The organism is Serratia sp. CY31944 (assembly GCF_052169175.1).
In the GTDB taxonomy this organism is placed as follows: domain Bacteria; phylum Pseudomonadota; class Gammaproteobacteria; order Enterobacterales; family Enterobacteriaceae; genus Serratia; species Serratia sarumanii.
This window is the reverse complement of the sequence record NZ_JBJNLG010000016.1, coordinates 72,025-90,987: the sequence shown is the minus strand read 5'-3', so window position 1 is coordinate 90,987 and position 18,963 is coordinate 72,025. Positions and strand designations below refer to the sequence as shown.

16 protein-coding genes are annotated in these 18,963 nt (G+C 58.1%); 8 read left to right on the top strand and 8 right to left on the bottom strand.

Annotation, left to right across the window (positions count from 1 at the left end; all coding sequences use genetic code 11):
* Positions 1-57: 57 nt before the first annotated feature.
* The 6 genes from rlmKL to rmf all read left to right on the top strand — a co-directional run bounded on the left by rlmKL (position 58) and on the right by rmf (position 8,114).
* Positions 58-2,184, top strand: a complete 2,127-nt coding sequence (gene rlmKL, locus ACJ8IN_RS17050; protein ID WP_089185444.1) for a bifunctional 23S rRNA (guanine(2069)-N(7))-methyltransferase RlmK/23S rRNA (guanine(2445)-N(2))-methyltransferase RlmL — start codon at positions 58-60, stop codon at positions 2,182-2,184.
* A 5-nt stretch (positions 2,185-2,189) separates the two neighbouring features.
* Positions 2,190-4,094, top strand: coding sequence for an ABC transporter ATP-binding protein (locus tag ACJ8IN_RS17045; protein ID WP_103773264.1), 1,905 nt, complete (start codon positions 2,190-2,192; stop codon positions 4,092-4,094).
* A 73-nt stretch (positions 4,095-4,167) separates the two neighbouring features.
* Positions 4,168-5,484 (top strand): membrane integrity-associated transporter subunit PqiA, encoded by a 1,317-nt coding sequence (gene pqiA / locus ACJ8IN_RS17040; protein WP_071883795.1) that lies wholly within the window; start codon positions 4,168-4,170, stop codon positions 5,482-5,484.
* Complete coding sequence (gene pqiB, locus ACJ8IN_RS17035; protein ID WP_308325580.1) at positions 5,471-7,117, top strand: intermembrane transport protein PqiB; 1,647 nt, start codon at positions 5,471-5,473, stop codon at positions 7,115-7,117. The genes pqiA and pqiB overlap by 14 nt, the downstream gene beginning before the upstream one ends.
* A complete protein-coding gene (pqiC, locus tag ACJ8IN_RS17030) occupies positions 7,114-7,674 on the top strand; it encodes a membrane integrity-associated transporter subunit PqiC (RefSeq protein WP_039566678.1) in 561 nt (186 codons plus the stop codon). Before pqiB ends, pqiC begins: the two co-directional genes overlap by 4 nt.
* A gap of 269 nt (positions 7,675-7,943) precedes the next feature.
* Entirely contained in the window at positions 7,944-8,114 is a 171-nt protein-coding gene (rmf, locus tag ACJ8IN_RS17025) for a ribosome modulation factor (protein WP_004928150.1), read from the top strand.
* A 63-nt stretch (positions 8,115-8,177) separates the two neighbouring features.
* On the opposite strand, the gene fabF is transcribed toward rmf, so the two are convergent.
* The 4 genes from fabF to ACJ8IN_RS17005 all read right to left on the bottom strand — a co-directional run bounded on the left by fabF (position 8,178) and on the right by ACJ8IN_RS17005 (position 12,629).
* The gene (gene fabF / locus ACJ8IN_RS17020; RefSeq protein ID WP_308325581.1) at positions 8,178-9,455 is read right to left on the bottom strand and encodes a beta-ketoacyl-ACP synthase II; all 1,278 of its coding nucleotides are present in this window, start codon (positions 9,453-9,455) and stop codon (positions 8,178-8,180) included.
* A complete protein-coding gene (locus ACJ8IN_RS17015) occupies positions 9,452-9,979 on the bottom strand; it encodes a winged helix-turn-helix transcriptional regulator (protein WP_033637890.1) in 528 nt (175 codons plus the stop codon). The genes fabF and ACJ8IN_RS17015 overlap by 4 nt, the downstream gene beginning before the upstream one ends.
* Before the next feature lie 314 nt (positions 9,980-10,293).
* A complete protein-coding gene (gene fabA, locus ACJ8IN_RS17010) occupies positions 10,294-10,812 on the bottom strand; it encodes a bifunctional 3-hydroxydecanoyl-ACP dehydratase/trans-2-decenoyl-ACP isomerase (protein WP_004928144.1) in 519 nt (172 codons plus the stop codon).
* Between the two features lie 68 nt (positions 10,813-10,880).
* Positions 10,881-12,629 carry an AAA family ATPase gene (locus ACJ8IN_RS17005; protein WP_033646573.1) on the bottom strand — a complete coding sequence of 583 codons (1,749 nt, stop codon included), beginning with the start codon at positions 12,627-12,629 and terminating at the stop codon, positions 10,881-10,883.
* Positions 12,630-12,839: 210 nt separating this feature from the next.
* Between ACJ8IN_RS17005 and matP the strand changes: the two genes are divergently transcribed.
* Positions 12,840-13,298, top strand: a complete 459-nt coding sequence (gene matP / locus ACJ8IN_RS17000; RefSeq protein ID WP_004928138.1) for a macrodomain Ter protein MatP — start codon at positions 12,840-12,842, stop codon at positions 13,296-13,298.
* An 87-nt stretch (positions 13,299-13,385) separates the two neighbouring features.
* Here matP and ompA read toward each other — a convergent pair whose 3' ends face one another.
* Positions 13,386-14,465 (bottom strand): porin OmpA, encoded by a 1,080-nt coding sequence (gene ompA, locus ACJ8IN_RS16995; RefSeq protein ID WP_047571655.1) that lies wholly within the window; start codon positions 14,463-14,465, stop codon positions 13,386-13,388.
* Between the two features lie 357 nt (positions 14,466-14,822).
* The gene (gene sulA / locus ACJ8IN_RS16990; RefSeq protein ID WP_033637894.1) at positions 14,823-15,329 is read right to left on the bottom strand and encodes an SOS-induced cell division inhibitor SulA; all 507 of its coding nucleotides are present in this window, start codon (positions 15,327-15,329) and stop codon (positions 14,823-14,825) included.
* Between the two features lie 229 nt (positions 15,330-15,558).
* On the opposite strand from sulA, the gene ACJ8IN_RS16985 reads away from it, so the two are divergent.
* A complete protein-coding gene (locus ACJ8IN_RS16985; RefSeq protein ID WP_033646570.1) occupies positions 15,559-16,215 on the top strand; it encodes a TfoX/Sxy family DNA transformation protein in 657 nt (218 codons plus the stop codon).
* Between the two features lie 4 nt (positions 16,216-16,219).
* Here the strand turns inward: ACJ8IN_RS16985 and yccS are convergent, their stop codons facing one another.
* Together yccS and ACJ8IN_RS16975 are read right to left on the bottom strand one after the other, a co-directional pair.
* Positions 16,220-18,355: a YccS family putative transporter gene (gene yccS / locus ACJ8IN_RS16980; RefSeq protein WP_308364488.1), complete on the bottom strand. Its 2,136-nt coding sequence runs from the start codon at positions 18,353-18,355 to the stop codon at positions 16,220-16,222.
* Between the two features lie 26 nt (positions 18,356-18,381).
* Positions 18,382-18,834, bottom strand: coding sequence for a YccF domain-containing protein (locus ACJ8IN_RS16975; protein ID WP_033637896.1), 453 nt, complete (start codon positions 18,832-18,834; stop codon positions 18,382-18,384).
* Positions 18,835-18,963 lie beyond the last annotated feature (129 nt).

Sequence of the window (18,963 nt, the reverse complement as noted above, 5' to 3'; positions counted from 1 at the left end):
AAGCGGTGCGGATTAGCTATAATGCGCAACAATTTTCTTTTTGGTGATAAGCACGATATGAACTCTCTGTTTGCCAGCACGGCGCGTGGATTGGAAGAACTGTTAAAAAGCGAGCTGGAAGCGCTTGGCGCTCACGACTGCAAAGTGGTGCAGGGTGGGGTACATTTTCAGGGTGACGATCGTCTTCTGTACCAAAGCCTGCTGTGGAGCCGCCTGGCTTCGCGCATTCTGTTGCCGCTGAACGAATTCCGCGTGCACAGCGATCTGGATCTGTACCTCGGGGTGCAGGCGATCGACTGGCCGAGCATTTTTGGCGTGGATAAAACCTTTGCCGTGCATTTCAGCGGCGTGAACGAAGAGATCCGCAACAGCCAGTATGGCGCGCTGAAGGTGAAAGACGCCATCGTCGACAGCTTTACCCGCAAACTCGACCAACGCCCGACGGTCGCCAAGCAGCAGCCGGATATTCGCGTTAACGTCTTCCTGCAACGCGATATGGCCAGCGTGGCCCTCGATCTGAGCGGTGAAGGCCTGCATCAGCGCGGCTACCGCGATCTCACCGGCCAGGCGCCGCTGAAGGAAAACCTGGCGGCCGCCATTGTGCTGCGTTCAGGCTGGCAGCCGGGCACGCCGATGCTCGATCCGATGTGCGGCTCCGGCACGCTGTTGATCGAAGCGGCAATGATCGCCGCCGATCGCGCGCCGGGCCTGCACCGCCAGCACTGGGGCTTCAGCGCCTGGAACGGCCACAACGCCGAACTGTGGCGTGAAGTCACCGCCGAAGCGCAGGTGCGCGCACGCCGCGGCCTGCAGGAAACCGCCTCTCGCTTCTTCGGTTCCGATATCGATCGCCGGGTGATTGAAATGGCGCGCGGCAACGCCCGCCGCGCCGGCGTCGCCGAGCTGATCACCTTCAACGTCGGCGACGTGGCGCGGTTGACCAATCCGCTGCCGGAAGGCCCGCACGGCACCGTGATCAGCAACCCGCCGTACGGTGAGCGTCTGGAAAGCGAACCGGCGCTGATCGCGCTGCACAACATGCTGGGGCGCGTGATGAAAAGCGCCTTCGGTGGTTGGCAACTGTCGCTGTTCAGCGCCTCGCCGGAGCTGTTGAGCTGCCTGCAGCTGCGCGCCGAGCGCCAGTTCAAGGCGAAGAACGGCCCGCTGGAGTGCGTGCAGAAAAACTATCAGCTGGCGGCGAACCCGGCCGGCGCCACTACCGGCGGCGTGCAGGTGGCGGAAGATTTCGCCAACCGTCTGCGCAAAAACTTGAAGAAGCTCGACAAGTGGGCGAAACAGCAGGGCATTGAATGCTACCGCCTGTACGATGCCGATCTGCCAGAATACAACGTCGCGGTGGATCGTTACGGCAGCAAGGTGGTGGTGCAGGAGTATGCGCCGCCGAAAACCGTCGATGCGCAGAAAGCGCGTCAGCGCCTGTTCGATGTGATCAACGCGACGCTGGCGGTGCTGGAATTGCCATCGAATCAGCTGATCCTGAAAACTCGCGAGCGGCAGAAGGGCAAGAATCAGTACGAGAAGCTGGCGCAGAAGGGCGAGTTCCTGCTGGTGGAAGAGTATAACGCCAAGCTGTGGGTTAACCTGACCGACTATCTCGATACCGGCCTGTTCCTCGATCACCGCATCGCGCGCCGCATGCTGGGCGAGATGAGCGGCGGCAAGGACTTCCTCAACCTGTTTGCCTATACCGGCACCGCCAGCGTGCACGCCGGGCTGGGCGGCGCGCGCAGCACCACCACGGTGGACATGTCGCGCACCTACCTGGAATGGGCGGAGAAGAACCTGCGCGCCAACGGCCTGACCGGCCGTCAGCATCGGCTGATCCAGGCCGACTGCCTGTCGTGGCTGAGCAACGCCAACGAACAGTTCGACGTGATCTTCATCGATCCGCCGACGTTCTCCAACTCCAAGCGGATGGAGAACACTTTTGACGTGCAGCGCGATCATCTGGCGCTGATGAAAGATTTGAAACGGTTGCTGCGCCGCAACGGGACCATCATGTTCTCGAACAACAAGCGCGGTTTCCAAATGGATATGGCAGGGCTGAGCGCGCTGGGCCTGGAGGCGAAAGAGATCACCGCCAAGACGCTGTCGCAGGACTTTGCCCGTAACCGTCAGATCCACAACTGCTGGCTGGTGACTCACGCCGGCGAAGGAAAATAATTACTATGTCGTTAATCAGCATGTCCGGCGCCTGGCTCTCTTTCAGCGATGCGCCGCTTTTAGACAACACCGAAATTCATATCGAAGACAACGAGCGCGTGTGTCTGGTCGGGCGCAACGGCGCCGGCAAATCCACGCTGCTGAAGATCCTCGGCAAAGAGATCCCGCTGGACGACGGCCGGGTGATCTACGAGCAGGATCTGATCGTGGCGCGCCTGCAACAGGATCCGCCGCGCAATATCGGCGGCAGCGTGTTCGACTTCGTGGCCGAAGGCGTCGCGGAGCAGGCGGAACACCTGAAGGCGTACCATGCGATTTCCCATCTGGTGGAGAGCGACCCGAGCGAGAAAAATCTGGCGCGCATGGCGCAAATCATGGAGATCCTCGATCACCAGGGGCTGTGGCAGCTCGACAGCCGCATCAGCGAAGTGCTGCTGCAGCTGGGGCTGAACGGCGACGCCGAGCTTTCCTCGCTGTCGGGCGGCTGGCTGCGTAAAGCGGCGCTGGGCCGCGCGCTGGTGAGCTCGCCGCGCGTGCTGTTGCTCGACGAACCGACCAACCACCTGGATATCGAAACCATCGACTGGCTGGAAGGCTTCCTGAAAGAGTTCGACGGCAGCATCGTCTTCATCTCGCACGACCGTTCGTTTATCCGCAACATGGCGACGCGTATCGTCGATCTGGATCGCGGCAAGCTGGTTTCCTGGCCGGGCAACTACGATCTGTATCTGCAGAGCAAAGAAGAAGCGCTGCGGGTGGAAGAGCTGCAAAACGCCGAGTTCGATCGCAAGCTGGCGCAGGAAGAGGTCTGGATCCGTCAGGGCATCAAGGCGCGCCGTACCCGTAACGAAGGCCGCGTGCGTGCGCTGAAGGCGCTGCGCGTCGAGCGTTCAGAGCGCCGCGAAGTGATGGGCACCGCCAAGATGCAGGTGGAAGAGGCGACCCGCTCCGGCAAAATCGTGTTCGAGCTGGAAAACGTCAATTATCAGGTGGGCGAAAAAGTGCTGGTGCGCGATTTTTCCGCCCAGGTACAGCGCGGCGACAAGATTGCGCTGGTGGGGCCGAACGGCTGCGGCAAAACCACGCTGCTGAAACTGATGCTCGGTCAGCTGAAAGCCGACAGCGGCCGCGTGCACTGCGGCACCAAGCTGGAAGTGGCCTACTTCGATCAGCACCGCGCGGATCTCGATCCGGAGCGCACGGTGATGGACAACCTGGCGGAAGGCAAACAGGAAGTGATGGTCAACGGTCGCCCTCGCCACGTATTGGGCTACCTGCAGGACTTCCTGTTCCACCCGAAACGCGCGATGACGCCGGTGAAGGCGCTGTCGGGCGGTGAGCGTAACCGCCTGCTGTTGGCTAAGCTGTTTCTGAAACCGAGCAATCTGCTAATCCTCGATGAACCAACCAACGATCTCGACGTCGAAACGCTGGAGCTGCTGGAAGAGCTGATCGACGGCTATCAGGGCACCGTGCTGCTGGTCAGCCACGATCGTCAGTTCGTCGACAACTCGGTGACCGAGTGTTGGATCTTTGAAGGCAACGGCGTGATCAACGCCTTCGTCGGCGGTTACTACGATGCGCATCATCAGCGCGCCACGGCGAAACCGATTCGTCAGGCGGCACCGAGCGCGAGCAAACCGGCGGCGGAGAAAAAGGCCGAGCAGCCGAAGAAAGCGGCGGCCAAGCTGAGTTACAACCTGCTGCGCGAACTGGAACAGTTGCCGCAGCGGCTCGAACAGCTGGAGGCGGAGATCGAAGCGCTGCAGGCGCAGATGAGCGACGCCGACTTCTTCACGCGGCCGCACAGCGAAACGCAACAAGTGCTGACGGCGCTGGCTAACGCCGAGCAGGCGCTCGAGCAGGCCTTCGCCCGCTGGGAAGAGCTGGAAGCGATGAAAAACGGCTGACCGTTGCGATACCGCCCGCGCGCTGCTGCGGGCGGTATCGACGTGCCGGTGAGCAACGTTATTTAGGAGGAATATGGTGTGTTCCCACAACAATCATCAGCAGCATAGTCATTCCGCACCTTCGGCGGAGCACCAGGATAACCTGATGCTGTGCCCGCAGTGCGACATGCTGGTGGCGCTGCCGCCGCTGGCCTATGGCAGCAAAGCGGTATGCCCGCGCTGCAAAACCACGCTCAGCGCCCGCTGGGACGAGCCGCGCAAGCGGCCGATCGGTTACGCCCTCAGCGCCCTGTTCATGCTGGTGCTGGCCAACATTTTCCCGTTTATCAATATGCGCGTCGCCGGCATCGGCAATGAAATCCGGCTGATTCAAATTCCGGAAGTCATGGTGGCGGAAGACTACGCCAGCATGGCCACGCTGTTTATGGTGTTCGTGCAGCTGATCCCGGCGTTTTGCATGGTGGCGATCATTCTGCTGTGTGCCAAAGTGCGTTTGCCGCTGGGGCTGAAAGAGTGGATGGCCCGGGTGCTGTTCCAGTTCAAGACCTGGTGCATGGTGGAAATTTTCCTCGCCGGGGTGCTGGTCAGCTTCGTCAAGCTGATGGCCTACGGCGATATCGGCATCGGCAGCAGCTTCGTGCCTTATTGCCTGTTCTGCCTGCTGCAGGTGCGCGCCTTCCAGTGCGTGGATCGGCGCTGGCTGTGGCAGGACATCGAACCGGCGCCGCGTCTCGATCGCCCGCTGACGGTGGGGCGCACCGGTATGCGGCAGGGCGTGCGCTCTTGCGCCTGCTGCACGGCGATCCTGCCGGCCAATCAGGTGCGCTGCCCGCGCTGCCACACCAACGGCTACGTGCGTCGCCGCCACAGCCTGCAGTGGACGCTGGCGCTGCTGGTGACCTCCGTCATGCTGTACATTCCGGCCAACCTGATGCCGATCATGGTGACCGAGGCGCTGGGCAACAAAATGAACTCCACCATCATGGCGGGGGTGATCCTGCTGTGGGGCGACGGCTCTTATCCGGTGGCGCTGGTGATTTTCATCGCCAGTATCATGGTGCCGTCGCTGAAAATGCTGGCGATCGGCTGGCTGTGCTGGGATGCGAACGGCAGGAAGAAACCGCGCGCCGACAGCGAGCGCATGCATCTGATTTATGAAGTGGTCGAATTCGTTGGCCGCTGGTCAATGATCGACGTGTTTGTGATCGCCGTATTGTCGGCGCTGGTGCGAATGGGGCAGTTGATGAGCATTTACCCCGCGACGGGCGCCGTGCTGTTCGCGCTGGTGGTGATCCTCACCATGTTCGCCGCCATGACATTTGATCCCCGGCTGACCTGGGATCGCGCAAGTGAAACAATCAACAAGGAGCCGCAAGGTGACGGAAAATAATCATAGCGTCGCGGACGTCGAGAAGATCAAGCGCTGGTCGCCGGTGTGGATCATTCCCATCGTGACCGCGCTGATCGGCGCCTGGATCCTGTTTTACCACTTCAGCCATCAGGGGCCGGTAGTGACGCTGGTTACCACGACGGCGGAAGGGCTGGAAGCGGGTAAAACCAAAATCAAAAGCCGCAGCGTGGACGTCGGCGTGGTGGAAACCGTCACGCTGAGCGAGGATCTGAGTAAGGTGATGGTGCAGGCGCGCCTTAATTCCGGCATGGAGAAATTGCTGCGCCAGGACTCCGCCTTCTGGGTGGTGAAACCGCAGATCGGCCGTGAAGGCGTCTCCGGGCTGGGCACGCTGCTCTCCGGCGCCTATATCGAACTGCAGCCGGGCAACAAGGGCAAAGACGGCAAAGACAACTATCAGCTGCTCGACGCGCCGCCGCTGGCCTCACCGGATGCCAAAGGGCTGCGCATCGTGCTGGACAGCGAAAAATCGGGCCAGCTCAACGCCGGCGATCCGGTGCTGTTCCGCGGCTACCGCGTCGGCTCGGTGGAAACCAGCTATTTCGATCCTAAAACGCGCGCCATGCGCTATCAGCTGTTCATTACCGCGCCTTACGATCAGCTGGTCACCACCAACGTGCGTTTCTGGAAAGACAGCGGCGTGGCGTTCGACATGTCGGCGCAGGGCATGCGGGTGGAGATGGGGTCGCTGACCACCCTGTTCAGCGGCGGCGTCAGTTTTGACGTGCCGGAGGGCTGGGATCGCGGCGAACAGGCGAAAGAGAAGGCGGAGTACCAGCTGTTCGACAACCAGCGCAGCACGCAGGATTCGCTGTATACCGTGCATAAGGACTACCTGCTGTTCTTCTCCGATTCGGTGCGCGGCCTGCAGCCGGGCGCCCCGGTCGAGTTCCGCGGCATTCGTCTGGGCACGGTGGCGCAGGTGCCGTTCTACAAAGAGGGCATGGCGCAGCGCCTGGACAACGATTACCGCATTCCGGTGTTGATCCGCATCGAGCCGGATCGCTTCCAGAAAGAGCTGGGCGGCAATTTCGATATCGAAGGGCATTTGAAAGACGCCGAGTCCCGCGGCATGCGTGCCTCGATGAAGTCCGCCAACCTGCTGACCGGTTCGCTGTACATCGATCTCGACTTCTATCCGCAGGAGAAACCATGGAAAGGGCCGCGCGAGCTGTTCGGTTATCCGCTGATGCCGACCACCAGCGGCGGGCTGGCGCAGATCCAGCAGAAACTGATGCAGACGTTGGATAAGATTAATGCGATGCCGATCAATCCGATGATCAACGAAGCGACCAAGACGCTGGCGGAAAGTCAGAAAACCATGAAGTCGACGCAGCAGACCATGAAGTCGCTGAACGACATCATCGCCAGCAAAGAGATGCAGGCGCTGCCGCAGGACATGCAGAAAACCCTGCTGGAGCTGAACCGCAGCATGAAAGGGTTCCAGCCTGGTTCGCCGGCTTACAACAAGATGGTGGGCGATATGCAGCGCCTCGACCAGGTGTTGCGTGAGCTGCAACCGGTGCTGCGTACCCTGAATGAGAAGAGCAACGCGCTGGTGTTTGAAGCCGCCGGCAGCACTGACCCTCAGCCGAAGAAGGCCACGAAATGATGAAATGGATCCCGGTAGCCCTGGCGCTGTTGCTCAGCGCCTGCAGCAGTTCGCCACAGAAGACCTACTATCAGTTGCCGGCGCTGGGTGCGCCGGCCGCGGCCAGCAGCAGCGGTGCCTCCACGCGCCAGCTGTGGCTGGAGCACGTGAGCGTGGCGGATTATCTGGCGCAGAGCGGCGTGGTGTATCAGACCAACGACGTGCAGTATGTGATAGCGCAGAACAATCTGTGGGCCAGCCCGCTCGACCAGCAGCTGCAGCAAACGCTGGTCACCAACCTGAGCAGCGCGCTGCCGGGCTGGGTGGTCTCTTCGCAGCCGATGAGCAGCGATCAGGATGTGCTCAACGTCACCGTCAGCGGCTTCCACGGCCGCTTTGACGGCAAGGCGATCGTTCGCGGCGAGTGGGTGCTGAACCGCCAGGGGCGCTTGATCAAACGGCCTTTCAGCCTGGAATTGAAACAGGGCGAGGACGGCTATGATGCCCTGGTGCGCACCCTGGCGCAGGGCTGGCAGCAGGAAGCTCAGGCTATCGCAGCACAGATGGGCGGCATTTAGTCATAATTTGGTCTAAAATCGTCTAATCTCTGTCAGCGTGAAAATTCGTTTTTTTCGCTGGCAGGGATTTCTATTTAATTTCAAACGGTTAAGCCCTTCCTCGGCAGATCAGCCACTTAGCACTTTCCTCGGGCGTAGCTCACAAATATGACATTGGCGTGAATTTTGCGCATTGATCTTCTCTTCTTTTAGCGCTATTGATTACTCGTGGCTGCGCAAAAAGCAGCCATTGTTTTCTTTCCACCAGACCAAAATGAGGGAAACGAGGCATGAAGAGACAGAAACGCGATCGTCTGGAAAGGGCGCATTCGAGAGGGTATCAGGCAGGTATTTTAGGGCGTTCCAGGGAACATTGTCCCTACCAATCATCGGTGGACGCCCGGTCTCAATGGCTGGGAGGTTGGCGAGAAGCCATGGAAGACAGGGCTGTGACCGCTTAAGCGGCTCCCTGTCAAATAAAAGGAATAACCTCCGCCTTTGGCGGAGGTTTTTGTTTGTGCCGTTTATTTGTCCTGCCAGCGTTTCAGTAAAATACTCGCATTCACGCCGCCAAAGCCGAAGCCGTTTGATAAGGCGTAGGTCATGTCCATCGATTCAGCCCGTTTCGCGACCAGATGCAAGCCTACCGCCGCCGGATCGGGATTGTCCAGATTCAGCGTTGCAGGAGCTATCTGATCGCGCAGAGCCAGGGCGGTAAAGATGGTTTCCAGCCCGCCGGCGGCGCCGAGCAGGTGCCCGGTCGCTGATTTCGTCGAGGTCACGGCGACAGTCCCGGCAGTGCCAAACAGGTGCTTGATGGCATTGATTTCGCCTAAATCGCCTACGGGTGTCGAAGTCGCGTGCGCGTTTAAATGCTGAACCTCTTCTGGGGCGACATTCGCCTGCTTCAACGCGATTTTCATCGCCCGATAGGCGCCGTTGCCGTCTTCAGCGCCGGAGGTCATGTGGTAGGCGTCGGCGCTGGTGCCATAGCCGACGATTTCCGCGAGCGGCGTAGCGCCGCGCGCCCGCGCATGCTCCAGCGTTTCAATCACCAGCATGCCGGCGCCTTCCCCCATGACAAAACCGTCCCGGGCGCTGTCGAAAGGCCGAGAGGCCTGTCGCGCCAACTCGGCCGGTGCGGTGGACATGGCGCGCGCGGCGGCGAATCCGCCCAGGCTTACGGTGTCGATAGCCGCTTCGGTACCGCCGCACAGGGCGATATCGGCCTCATCATTGCGGATCATACGCACCGCGTCGCCAATGGCCTGCACGCCGGCCGCACAGGCGGTGACCGGTGCGCCAATCGGGCCTTTGAAGTGATGCTTGATGGAAACGTGACCGGCCGCCAGATTGACCAGGAAAGAGGGGATGGTGAATGGCGACAGGCGCTTGGCACCGCGGCTGTCCGTAGTGCGCACCGCCTGGGCAATGGCCGGGAAGCCGCCAATGCCCGAGGCGATGACGGTGGCGGTTCGCTCTTGTTTTTCCTCCGTATCGGCTATCCAGCCGGCCTGACGAACGGCTTCATCCGCCGCCGCCATGGCAAACAGAATAAAGCGATCCATTTTCTTTTGGTCCTTGGGGGCCACGGACGCGTCGGGGTTGAATCCCGCCTCGGCATCTTGCGCCAGTTCGGGGACTTGCCCCCCGACCTTGACCGGCAAATCTGCAACGATCTCGTCAGGCAAAGCCCGAATGCCGGACTCTCCTTTTAATAAACGTTGCCAGATGGTCTCCACGCCGCACCCTAACGGTGAAACGGCGCCCATGCCGGTAATAACGATACGACGATTGCTCATGACTGCTCCTTGGTGAGTTCGGATAAATCGGCGAGGCGCCGCTGCCGCATCAGTTCGGCGCGTTGACGTATGCCGTCATTTGCCGCAGGCCCCGGTGCCAACGTAATAAACTGCGGCGGCACCTGCTGTTGGGTCTCGACGTTGATCAACTGGACCTGGATCGGCCGATCGGTGCGGCCGTCGACTAACAAGGCGCTAATGTCACCGTCGATCAAATGGCGATTGCCCCATTGTGAGAGAGCGGCCAGTACGGGAAGAAAATCGTTGCCGCGTTCGGTGAGCAGATATTGATAGCGAACCGGCCGCGTTTGATAACGTTGCTTATGCAGAATGCCGTGGGCCACTAAATCCTTCAGGCGTCGGGCCAGGAGAGTGGGTGAAATCCCCAGACTTTGTTGGAATTCGTCGAACTTGGACAACCCCTGAAAGGCATCACGCAGGATCAGGATGCTCCACCATTCTCCGACGCGATCTAATGAACGTGCGACGGGGCAAGGTGTATCGCTAAAGCGGGTTTTTTGCATATCGCCTCTTTGTGGGTACATTTATTGTAGTTACATGATGGTTATACTAGGCGATTTTGAGGGGCAAGAAAATGACCGGATGCAAAAAACCGCTATCGCGTCGGTGCGGGCTGCGGGGAGGAGCCTCGCTCAACTGGCCTGCGTTCGGGTAGGAATAGGGTGGAGACAGGGGGGAAAAAACGTTTCGGCAGCGGGCAATTAAAGGAGGTGAGTAGTCTTTAAACGAGAAGAGAAAGAAATGCCATCACGCTGGGCGTGATGGCATGCGAAGAGGATTAGAAAACAAGACGATGGCCGCCTTCTCCTCAGCGTGATCAGAACGCTGTGGTGTCCTTGAACAGGCCCACTTTCAGATCGGTGGCGGTATAGATCACTTCGCCGTCAACCAGCACTTCGCCATCGGCGACGCCCATGATCAGCTTGCGGGTGATGACGCGTTTGAAGTTAATGCGGTAGGTCACTTTCTTCGCGGTTGGCAGCACCTGGCCGGTAAACTTGACTTCACCGACGCCCAGCGCGCGGCCTTTGCCTTCGCCACCCAGCCAACCGAGGTAGAAACCGACCAGCTGCCACATCGCATCCAGGCCCAGGCAGCCTGGCATGACCGGATCGCCGATAAAGTGGCAACCGAAGAACCATAGGTCCGGATTAATATCCAGCTCCGCTTCCACATAACCTTTGTTGTGAGTCCCGCCGTCTTCGGTCATCTTGACCACGCGGTCCATCATCAACATGTTACCTGCCGGCAACGGTGGGCCACCGGCGCCGAACAGCTCGCCACGGCCGGATGCTTCGAGGTCTTCTTTCGTATAGGAATCGCGTTTATCTACCATGTTCTCAGTAAGCCTTATTTTAATGAAGGACGCAGGTTAGCTAACACGTGTACGCTGAACAAGTCCGATCAGCCGTGGTTGAACCAGTTGAGCCAGCGCAGCGGCCACGGACGACGGCGTTCCTGCAGGCTCACCTGCGCAATCCGTTCCTGAATGGCCGCCAACAAGTTCGGCTGTTGTTCGTCAGAGTAGAGGCAACCTGTGAGCAAAGGCAAGGCTTCCGCCGCGCTCTCTACCGCCCACAGATGGAATTGCCCTTCGCGTACCGCGTCGACGACATCCTGGCGCAGGCACAGGTGGCGCACGTTGGTCGCGGGCAATACGACGCCCTGTTTGCCCGTCAGGCCGCGGCGCAAACAAACCTCGAAGAAACCTTCGATCTTTTCGTTAACGCCACCTATCGGCTGTACGTTGCCGAATTGGTCGACGGAGCCGGTGACGGCGATCTGCTGGGTGATCGGTTGCTGTGACAGGGCGCTGATCAACGCGCACAGTTCAGCCAGCGAGGCGCTGTCGCCGTCTACTTCACCGTAAGATTGCTCAAAGACGATGGAAGCGGAGAAGGGTAACTGCTGATCCAGATCCAGCTCGGCGATCAAAAACGCCTGCATGATCATCATGCCTTTAGCGTGCAGGTTGCCGCCCAGTTCGGCTTTGCGCTCGACGTCGGTGAATTCGCCGTCGCCGAGATGCACAACGCAACTGATGCGCGACGGTTCGCCAAAACTGCGTGGATGGCCGGGATAATCCAGGACTGACAGGCCGTTGATTTGCCCGATCACTTCACCCTCGGTCTCAATCAGAATCTGGCCCAGCTCGATTTCATCCTGCATACGTTCGGCCAGATAGCTTTCACGCCATTCGCGGGCATTTAACGCCGCTTCGAACGCTTTGGCCGTAATGCGATCTTCTTCGGCATACAGTGCGGCTTCGGACAGCTGCTGGCCAAGCCAAACCGGCGAGAGTGGCAGGATGCCCTGGTCGCCGCTGTAACGCACGGCCTGAACGATCAGCGGCGCCCAGGCGTCGCTCGCCAGCATCGGCAACTGCTGGTCGGCAATCACGCCGTTGACGTAGCCGCACCACTGCGCCATATCATCAACTTCAGTCAGCTGCAGATCGTCTTCGAATTCACCGTAGACCGCTTGTTCACTCAGTTCCGGCTCGATATCGTGAAAATCGGCCAGGCCGTGGCGATCGCCGACCACAATCAGCCGCAGCTCCAGCGGCATTGGCGGAATGGCTACCGGCAGCGGGCGGGTTTCGTCTGGCGAAACCCAATGGAACTGACGTTGGCCGATCATTTGCTTCAGCCGCAGCCATAGCAACGGCTGAGCCAACAGGGCGCGGGCCGACAGAATCAAAATGCCGCCGTTGGCCTGGTGCACCAGACCCGGCTGCAGGGTGATGTCGCCATTGTGGATCCGTACGCAGCCAAACAGTTGCTCCGGCTCAACCCACTCCTGGAACAGGCAAGCGCCGCCGGCGGCAAAAGGTTCATCGCCACGGCTGGCCGGCTCTACGCTGACTTTGCCATCCTGAATGACATAGTGGCTGCCGCGGCATGCCGTGTTTTTCGGCAGCAGTGGCGTGACGGCGTGAGCGATCAGTTCCAGATACTCTCGTGTTTCTTGCGCTTTCAACAGCATGAAACGCGGTGGCGATTGGGGGTGGCAAAATAGCGTCAGGGCATTTTCCAGCCGAGGCTGAATGGCGGAAAAGGGCACGGGTGCCAACTGAGCGGCGGTATCAAATATCGCCTGATAAGGCGTTACGTCCGGCAATAAAGATTGCCATTCAAGTCGGTTATTGGTCAAAGTGTTAGATGCAATCGTTAAAAAGGGAAAGGGCGATTATACAAGAATAACGGCGGCTTGATACATGCGGAGTGCCAGTTGGCATCAGGGAGTTTGACATCGCGCGGTGACTGTGCAAAAAACAGTCTAAAAGACGGCTTAATTGCCGGGGAAATTTGGCGCAAAGCTGTTATGCTTATTTGAAGTTACGCGGTCACTGAAGAGCTCAAGATGAAATATCAGCAACTGGAAAATCTGGAGAGCGGTTGGAAATGGAAGTACCTGGTGAAGAAGCATCGGGAAGGGGAACTCATTACCCGCTACATTGAAAACAGCGCTGCTCAGGAGGCGGTTAACGAGCTGCTGAAGCTGGAAAATGAGCCGGTAAAGGTACTTGCATGGATTGCCGCTCACATGAATCCGGAACTGGATAACCGGATGAAACAAACGATCCGCGCCCGCCGTAAACGTCATTTTAACGCAGAACATCAGCATACGCGTAAAAAATCTATCGATCTGGAGTTTTTGGTTTGGCAACGATTGGCTGCCCTGGCGCGCCGACGTGGCGTTACGCTGTCGGAAACCGTCGTGCAGCTTATCGAAGACGCTGAACGCAAAGAAAAGTATGCGAACCAGATGTCGTCGTTGAAAGAAGACTTGAAGGCGATTCTTGGCAAAGATCCCAAGTAAGTGCGTGAGCGCGCCTGTGTTGCGCTTGGTTTCAACAATAGGATGAAAAAAACCCCGCTATGCGGGGTTTTTATTAGGCGAGTAAACTTAGCCCTGAGGCTGAGTTACAACGTCTTTGATACCTTTAACTTCGATCTCTACGCGACGATCTGGTGCCAGGCAAGCGATCTGAGCTTTGGTAGCGCGGCCAGATTTGTAGCCACAGGTGTTGCCAGTAACTGCATCTGCTTCACCCATACCACGTGCAGAGATTTTGTCTGACGGGATGCCTTTGGAGACCAGGTAGTCAACAACGCTCTGTGCACGTTGTTCGGACAGTTTCTGGTTGTACTGGTCAGAACCAACGGCGTCGGTGTAACCCAGAACAACTACGGAACCGTCTTTAGGATCCATGGAGCTCAGCTGGCTGTACAGCTGATCCAGAGCCTGTTGGCCTTCTGCTTTCAGAGTAGACTTGTTGAAGTTGAACAGCACGTCAGACTTCAGAGTGAAACGCTTGGTTTCAACAACTGGAGCTGGAGCCGGAGCTGGTGCTGGAGCAACTACGTCATCCTGACCGAAGCGGTAAGAAACGCCCAGGCTCAGCATGGTGTTGTCTGGACGCGCGCCAACGGTACCTGCGTCACCGATGTTGCTTACGAACTGGTAATCCAGGCGAGTAGCCCAGTTTTTGGTCAGTGCGTATTCAACACCAACAGCAGCCAGCGGAGAAACGCCGGTGTCGTGGTCGCTCAGACGCTGACCAGTACGGCCGTAGTTAGCTTTGGAATCTGCACGCCATACCATACCACCCAGACGAGTGTAGATGTCCAGATCGTCAGCAATTGGGTAGCTCAGTTTAGCGGCCAGTTGAACGCCCTGCGCTTTGAAAGCACCGTTGTTCACGCTGCCTTTGTAAGGCATGCGGCCGAGCCAGTCATAGCCCAGTTCGAAGCCCAGGTATTGGTTTGCCTGGTAACCCAGGAACGCGCCGGCACCCAGCTGATCTTTGTGGGTAGGGCCGTTGCCGATACCGTTCTGGTAACCGTTGCCGTAGAAACCAGTGTCATGGTACTGGGACCAGCCCAGTTTAGCACCGGTGTACCAAGTGTTATCTTTTGGAGCGGCTTGCGCTACGGTAGCGAAACCTGCCAGTGCCACTGCTAATGCGATAGCTGTCTTTTTCATTTTGCGCCTCGTTATCATCCAAATAGGCAATGAGCTTTAAAGCTGTTTTAAGCCCTTGGTTAAATTCCTTCGCCAAGGTTTAAGCCCTCGTTTGTTACTCGCCAGTTTTTCTGACGTTATAGAGCAACCTTGGCGATGTAAAGTCTACAACGTGGCGCGAAAGTTACAAGTGTGATGTGATAAGGCTCTAAAAAAAAACGCGGAATCGTACATATTTGCTAACATTCTTAGCCTAAAAAAACGGCGATTCCTTGGGCGTTTTTACTTGCCAAACCGCAGCCGGACTAGCTTTGTGCCTTCCACCGCAAAGGTTCCGCTTATGGGGTGCGAAAATGATGGGAAAAATCCTAAATTTACTTAATGATACAAAGAAGAGTGAATTTTTAGGGTGGAACAGTGTCCGTGAGTCGGGTTAATGTCACGTTGAGGGCGCATGATAAACCCATAGGCATTACCCAATTCTGCCGCACGTCTTAATCTTAGACGATCCTCCTCCGTTAGCTCGGGCAACCAGCCAAGAACCACGCTGTAATTTCCCGTTTGCAGCGCTTTTTCCATCGCCTCGACCGTATTCACCGGGCTGATTTGGCTCAATTGCACCATCTTATCTATAGGCAGGCCGGATTGCTGCAGCCATTGCTTGCTTAATTTTTGCTGCGGTGTCAGCCACAGAAGCCAGCGAGACTGCTTGCCCAGTTGCAGCAGCAGGGGCAACAGCAATTGAGCCACTGCGGGCTGGCGCTCGTTGTAAACAAGTTCACTGATCAAGCCATTCTCTTTGCCGACATCCGTGTTCTTCTCAGCATTGCGCGCTGTAAAAGAGCCTTGGCTGAAATGAGGTTGGTAGAGTGATTGAGTACGCATAAAGTTCCCGCCCATCGTGTTACTGTATGTTTATACAGTATCCCTGATTTGGGATAAGATCAACCCAAATTTTCGTAGCGGCTCGCATAATTGCGATCATTTTTTGTACCGGTGTTTTTTGTGATTGGCATGCGGGTGGATAGTGCGTATTTTCCTAATTAGTTGTTCACGTTACTCTTTTCATTGATAAGAGAAATAATACGACCGGAACCTAAAAAGGAGAAACGCTATGAAAAGGATGTCGATACGAAGGATCGCACAGGCTAAAAATTGCTTCGCGGCGCTGGGCGCCATCACCACGCGGTCACAGTTTGGCGGCTACGGCCTGCTGGCCGAGGGGGTAATGTTTGCAGTGATAGCGGAAGGAGAGTTGTACCTGCGGGCTACGGCGAGCATGGAACCGGCTTTTCGCGCCAGAGGGATGGTCAATATGGTCTATTCCAAGCGTGGAGTGCCCATCACTTTGCGTTATTACTGGGTTGACGAGTCGCTGTGGCGGGAACGCAACGAGCTGGTGGGGCTGGCCTGGCAGGCCGTCAGGGAAGCGCGTCGAGAGCAGCGGCTTAAGGCCGGCGATCACGGTCGATTGAAGGCGTTGCCGAATATCGATGTCAACATGGAGCGCCTGCTATGGCGAGCGGGTATCCGCAACGCCTATGACCTGCGGCTGCAAGGCGCTAAACGCAGCTATCTCCGCCTGCTGCAACAGCAGACCAATCTGGGGCTGCGCGTGCTGCTGTCGCTGGGCGGCGCGATAGCCGGTTATCATCAGGCGGCGTTGCCGGCCGAATTGCGCAACGAACTGGTGCGCTGGTTCGATCATACGATGGCGATGCGCCGCCATGGGCATGAGCCAGTGGTTCAGGGCCCATCGAGCGAGCCCTGAATAATTAGATTGCCTTATTGATTTGGGCGTGGAGTGCGGTGAGCTCCGGCAGCAGTTCGAGCATCAACCCCACCTGTTGCAACACCAACTGCTCTTTGCTTTCAGGTTCCGGAACGGCTCTGCGAATGCGCTCCGCCAGCTGTTCCAGCGCTTGCGCAATGCGCTGGCTGTTCCGTTCTTCCTGATGCAAGGCGCCGTCCACGTAACACACGGCATCATTGAGCAGATCGAGGGTGACAGGGGTATTCAGCCGCTCGCGGTGCGCCCCCAACGCCGAGATATAACTCAGGAGAGTGTGGTTGAGGCAAAGCAGGCGGAAGGCGGCTTCCTGCAATTCCTTGTCGGCCTTGGGATCGGCGGACATGTTGGAGATGACCGAAGCCAGTTCGGCATCGCTGTTGTGGGCATCTCGCCGCGCAATGCGGTAGGCGAGGCCGTTATCTTTACCCTGGTGGTATTGCACCAGAATGGCGTCCAGATAACGGCAGTTGGCATTCAGGGTTTTATCCACCACCGCCGGCAGTTGGCGGAATTTCCAGTCCGGCCAGATAAAGCTGACCGCCGCCCAGGCGATGGCGCAGCCCAACAAGGTGTCGTAAACGCGCGGGGCGGCTACTTCGAATCCTTCACCCAACAGGTTAAAGCATAACAAGACCAGTAGCGTGATGAACATGGTGGCGTGGGCATACTGGACGGTGCGGAAAGCGAAAAATAGAACGCCGGTGATGACGATCAACACCAGCTGTCCTTCCAGTGAAGGCACGAAATAGAGGATCGGCAGGCCGATCAGGATACCGGCCAGGGTGCCGATGATGCGCAGCGCCAGGCGTCGGCGGGTAGCGTTGTAGTTCGGTTGACAGACGAACAGGCTGGTCAACAGGATCCAGTAACCGTGCTGCATGCCGGTGAACTGGATGAAAGCGTAACCCACGCACAGCACCACCGACATGCGGATCGCGTGGCGGAACAGGGCCGATTGCGGCGTCAAATGGCGGCTGATGCGCAGGCGGATGTCGCTCCAGCCGGTTAAGCGATCGTCGGCCAGGCTGTTCTCTTCCGCTTGCCCGCTTGCCAGCGTCTGCTCTGACTCAATATTGGCCAGCTGCGCATCGATCGCATGCAGGTTTTTCAGCAGGTGCGCCAGCGCCTTGGTTTGTTCTGAATTGCCCTGGGTTTCGGCGATGCGCGCCAAGGCCTCCTGAATGCGGCTGAAGGCCGGCTCAAAACGCGGGTTGTGCTGGTATTTTTGCCGCAGCAGGATCGATTGTGCCAGTTGGCGGCAGGCGCGCGCCTGCATGCTCAGCAAACGCTGGAAGCGGAATAAAATATCGCTGTGGCGGAATTGCCGGCTGAGCGCGTGATACTGAACGTGGGAAGAGCTGGCGCGTTCGTGGATATCCTGCGCGACAAAATAGTAGTGCAAGGTACGGCGGGTGCCGCGCTGGCCGCGATCGCCTTTCAGGCGCGTCAGCAGCGAGGCTTTGGTCTGGTTAAGCAACGCGACCAACGCGCTGTTGGCCATCGCAACATCCATCCATGGCAGGTCGGCGTCGCGTTCGGCGTCGGGATCGAACAGGTTGGCTTTGGCATCCAGATAGTTGGCCAGTTGATCGTAGCAGCGCGCCAGGTTCTCTTGCAGTGGCCGGATAGGGAACAGCAGGTGGCCCGCCAGCGTCAGCAGGTTGTACCACAGCGCACCGATCACCAGCAGCAGCGGTTGATGATACCAGGCATCGTACATGGCGGTGCCGAGCATAGTGTAAACCGCGATCAGCAGTGCGCCGAAGGCGATGGTGGCGTAACGTTGCCCCAAGGCGCCCAGAAGGATAAAACCGCAGGTCGACGTGGTTAAGCCAAGGGCGAACAACCAGGGATAGGGGAACAGCAGCTCGATTGAAGCTGAGGCGACAAAGAAGCACACCAGCGTGATCAGCAGGTTGCGTAACCTGCCGGCCAGGCGGTCATCCAAGTCGGTCAGGGCCGCTGCCACCACGCCCAGCGTCAGCGGGATGGTCAGCTTGGGAATGCCCAGCCACCAGGGAACGGCGGTGGTGCCGATCAGCGCAATAAGGATGCGCAGGTGATACAGCAGATTGCTGTTATAGGTGTAACGACGTACTGCGGGTGCAAAAGAGCGCACGAAAAACTCCTCAAACGGAGAAAAAATTAACGCTGATGATAGTGGCGGCGAGCATTCTCAATACGCGCTTGCTGAGCCATTTCTACCGAGACGACGCGGCGCCCCACCGGCCACAGCGCGATGGCGGCAATTTTGAAATTGGCGATGCCGACCGGAATGCCGATGATCGAAACGCACTGCACGATACCGGCGGCGATGTGTGACAGGCACAGCCACCAGCCGAACAGCACTAGCCAGATAACGTTGAGCAGTGAGCCGCCGGCGGAGAGCAGCGCATTGCTTTTTTCCGGGTAGAGCTCATCGACGTGGATTGCCTCATTGCCGAACGGCACCAGCGACAGCTTGGTGATTTCCCAGCAGGAGCGGGTGAGCGGCAGCGTGATGACCAGCAGCACGCTGAACACCGTGGCGATGAGCCAACCCAGCGTGGTGAAGAAACCGCCCAACACAAAATTAAGAATATTCAGTACAGTACGCATAGACGTCATTCTGCTCTAATGTTGGCCAAACCGCGATGCGGGCGTATTCACGATAAAAACGCAAAATCTATTCTACCCTTTTTTTAGCGCTAGAGTGCCACTGCTTATCGCAGGTAAACTGGCAGATAT

Bases quoted from the DNA above. Each gene is read 5' to 3' on its own strand.
- fabF (WP_308325581.1), bottom strand. From the start codon at position 9,455: ATGAGCAATCGTCGTATCGTTATTACCGGCATGGGCGCCGTTTCACCG.
- rmf (WP_004928150.1), top strand. From the start codon at position 7,944: ATGAAGAGACAGAAACGCGATCGTCTGGAAAGGGCGCATTCGAGAGGG.
- matP (WP_004928138.1), top strand. From the start codon at position 12,840: ATGAAATATCAGCAACTGGAAAATCTGGAGAGCGGTTGGAAATGGAAG.
- sulA (WP_033637894.1), bottom strand. From the start codon at position 15,329: ATGCGTACTCAATCACTCTACCAACCTCATTTCAGCCAAGGCTCTTTT.
- ompA (WP_047571655.1), bottom strand. From the start codon at position 14,465: ATGAAAAAGACAGCTATCGCATTAGCAGTGGCACTGGCAGGTTTCGCT.
- ACJ8IN_RS16985 (WP_033646570.1), top strand. From the start codon at position 15,559: ATGAAAAGGATGTCGATACGAAGGATCGCACAGGCTAAAAATTGCTTC.
- fabA (WP_004928144.1), bottom strand. From the start codon at position 10,812: ATGGTAGATAAACGCGATTCCTATACGAAAGAAGACCTCGAAGCATCC.
- ACJ8IN_RS17015 (WP_033637890.1), bottom strand. From the start codon at position 9,979: ATGCAAAAAACCCGCTTTAGCGATACACCTTGCCCCGTCGCACGTTCA.
- ACJ8IN_RS17045 (WP_103773264.1), top strand. From the start codon at position 2,190: ATGTCGTTAATCAGCATGTCCGGCGCCTGGCTCTCTTTCAGCGATGCG.
- ACJ8IN_RS16975 (WP_033637896.1), bottom strand. From the start codon at position 18,834: ATGCGTACTGTACTGAATATTCTTAATTTTGTGTTGGGCGGTTTCTTC.
- pqiA (WP_071883795.1), top strand. From the start codon at position 4,168: ATGGTGTGTTCCCACAACAATCATCAGCAGCATAGTCATTCCGCACCT.
- pqiC (WP_039566678.1), top strand. From the start codon at position 7,114: ATGATGAAATGGATCCCGGTAGCCCTGGCGCTGTTGCTCAGCGCCTGC.
- rlmKL (WP_089185444.1), top strand. From the start codon at position 58: ATGAACTCTCTGTTTGCCAGCACGGCGCGTGGATTGGAAGAACTGTTA.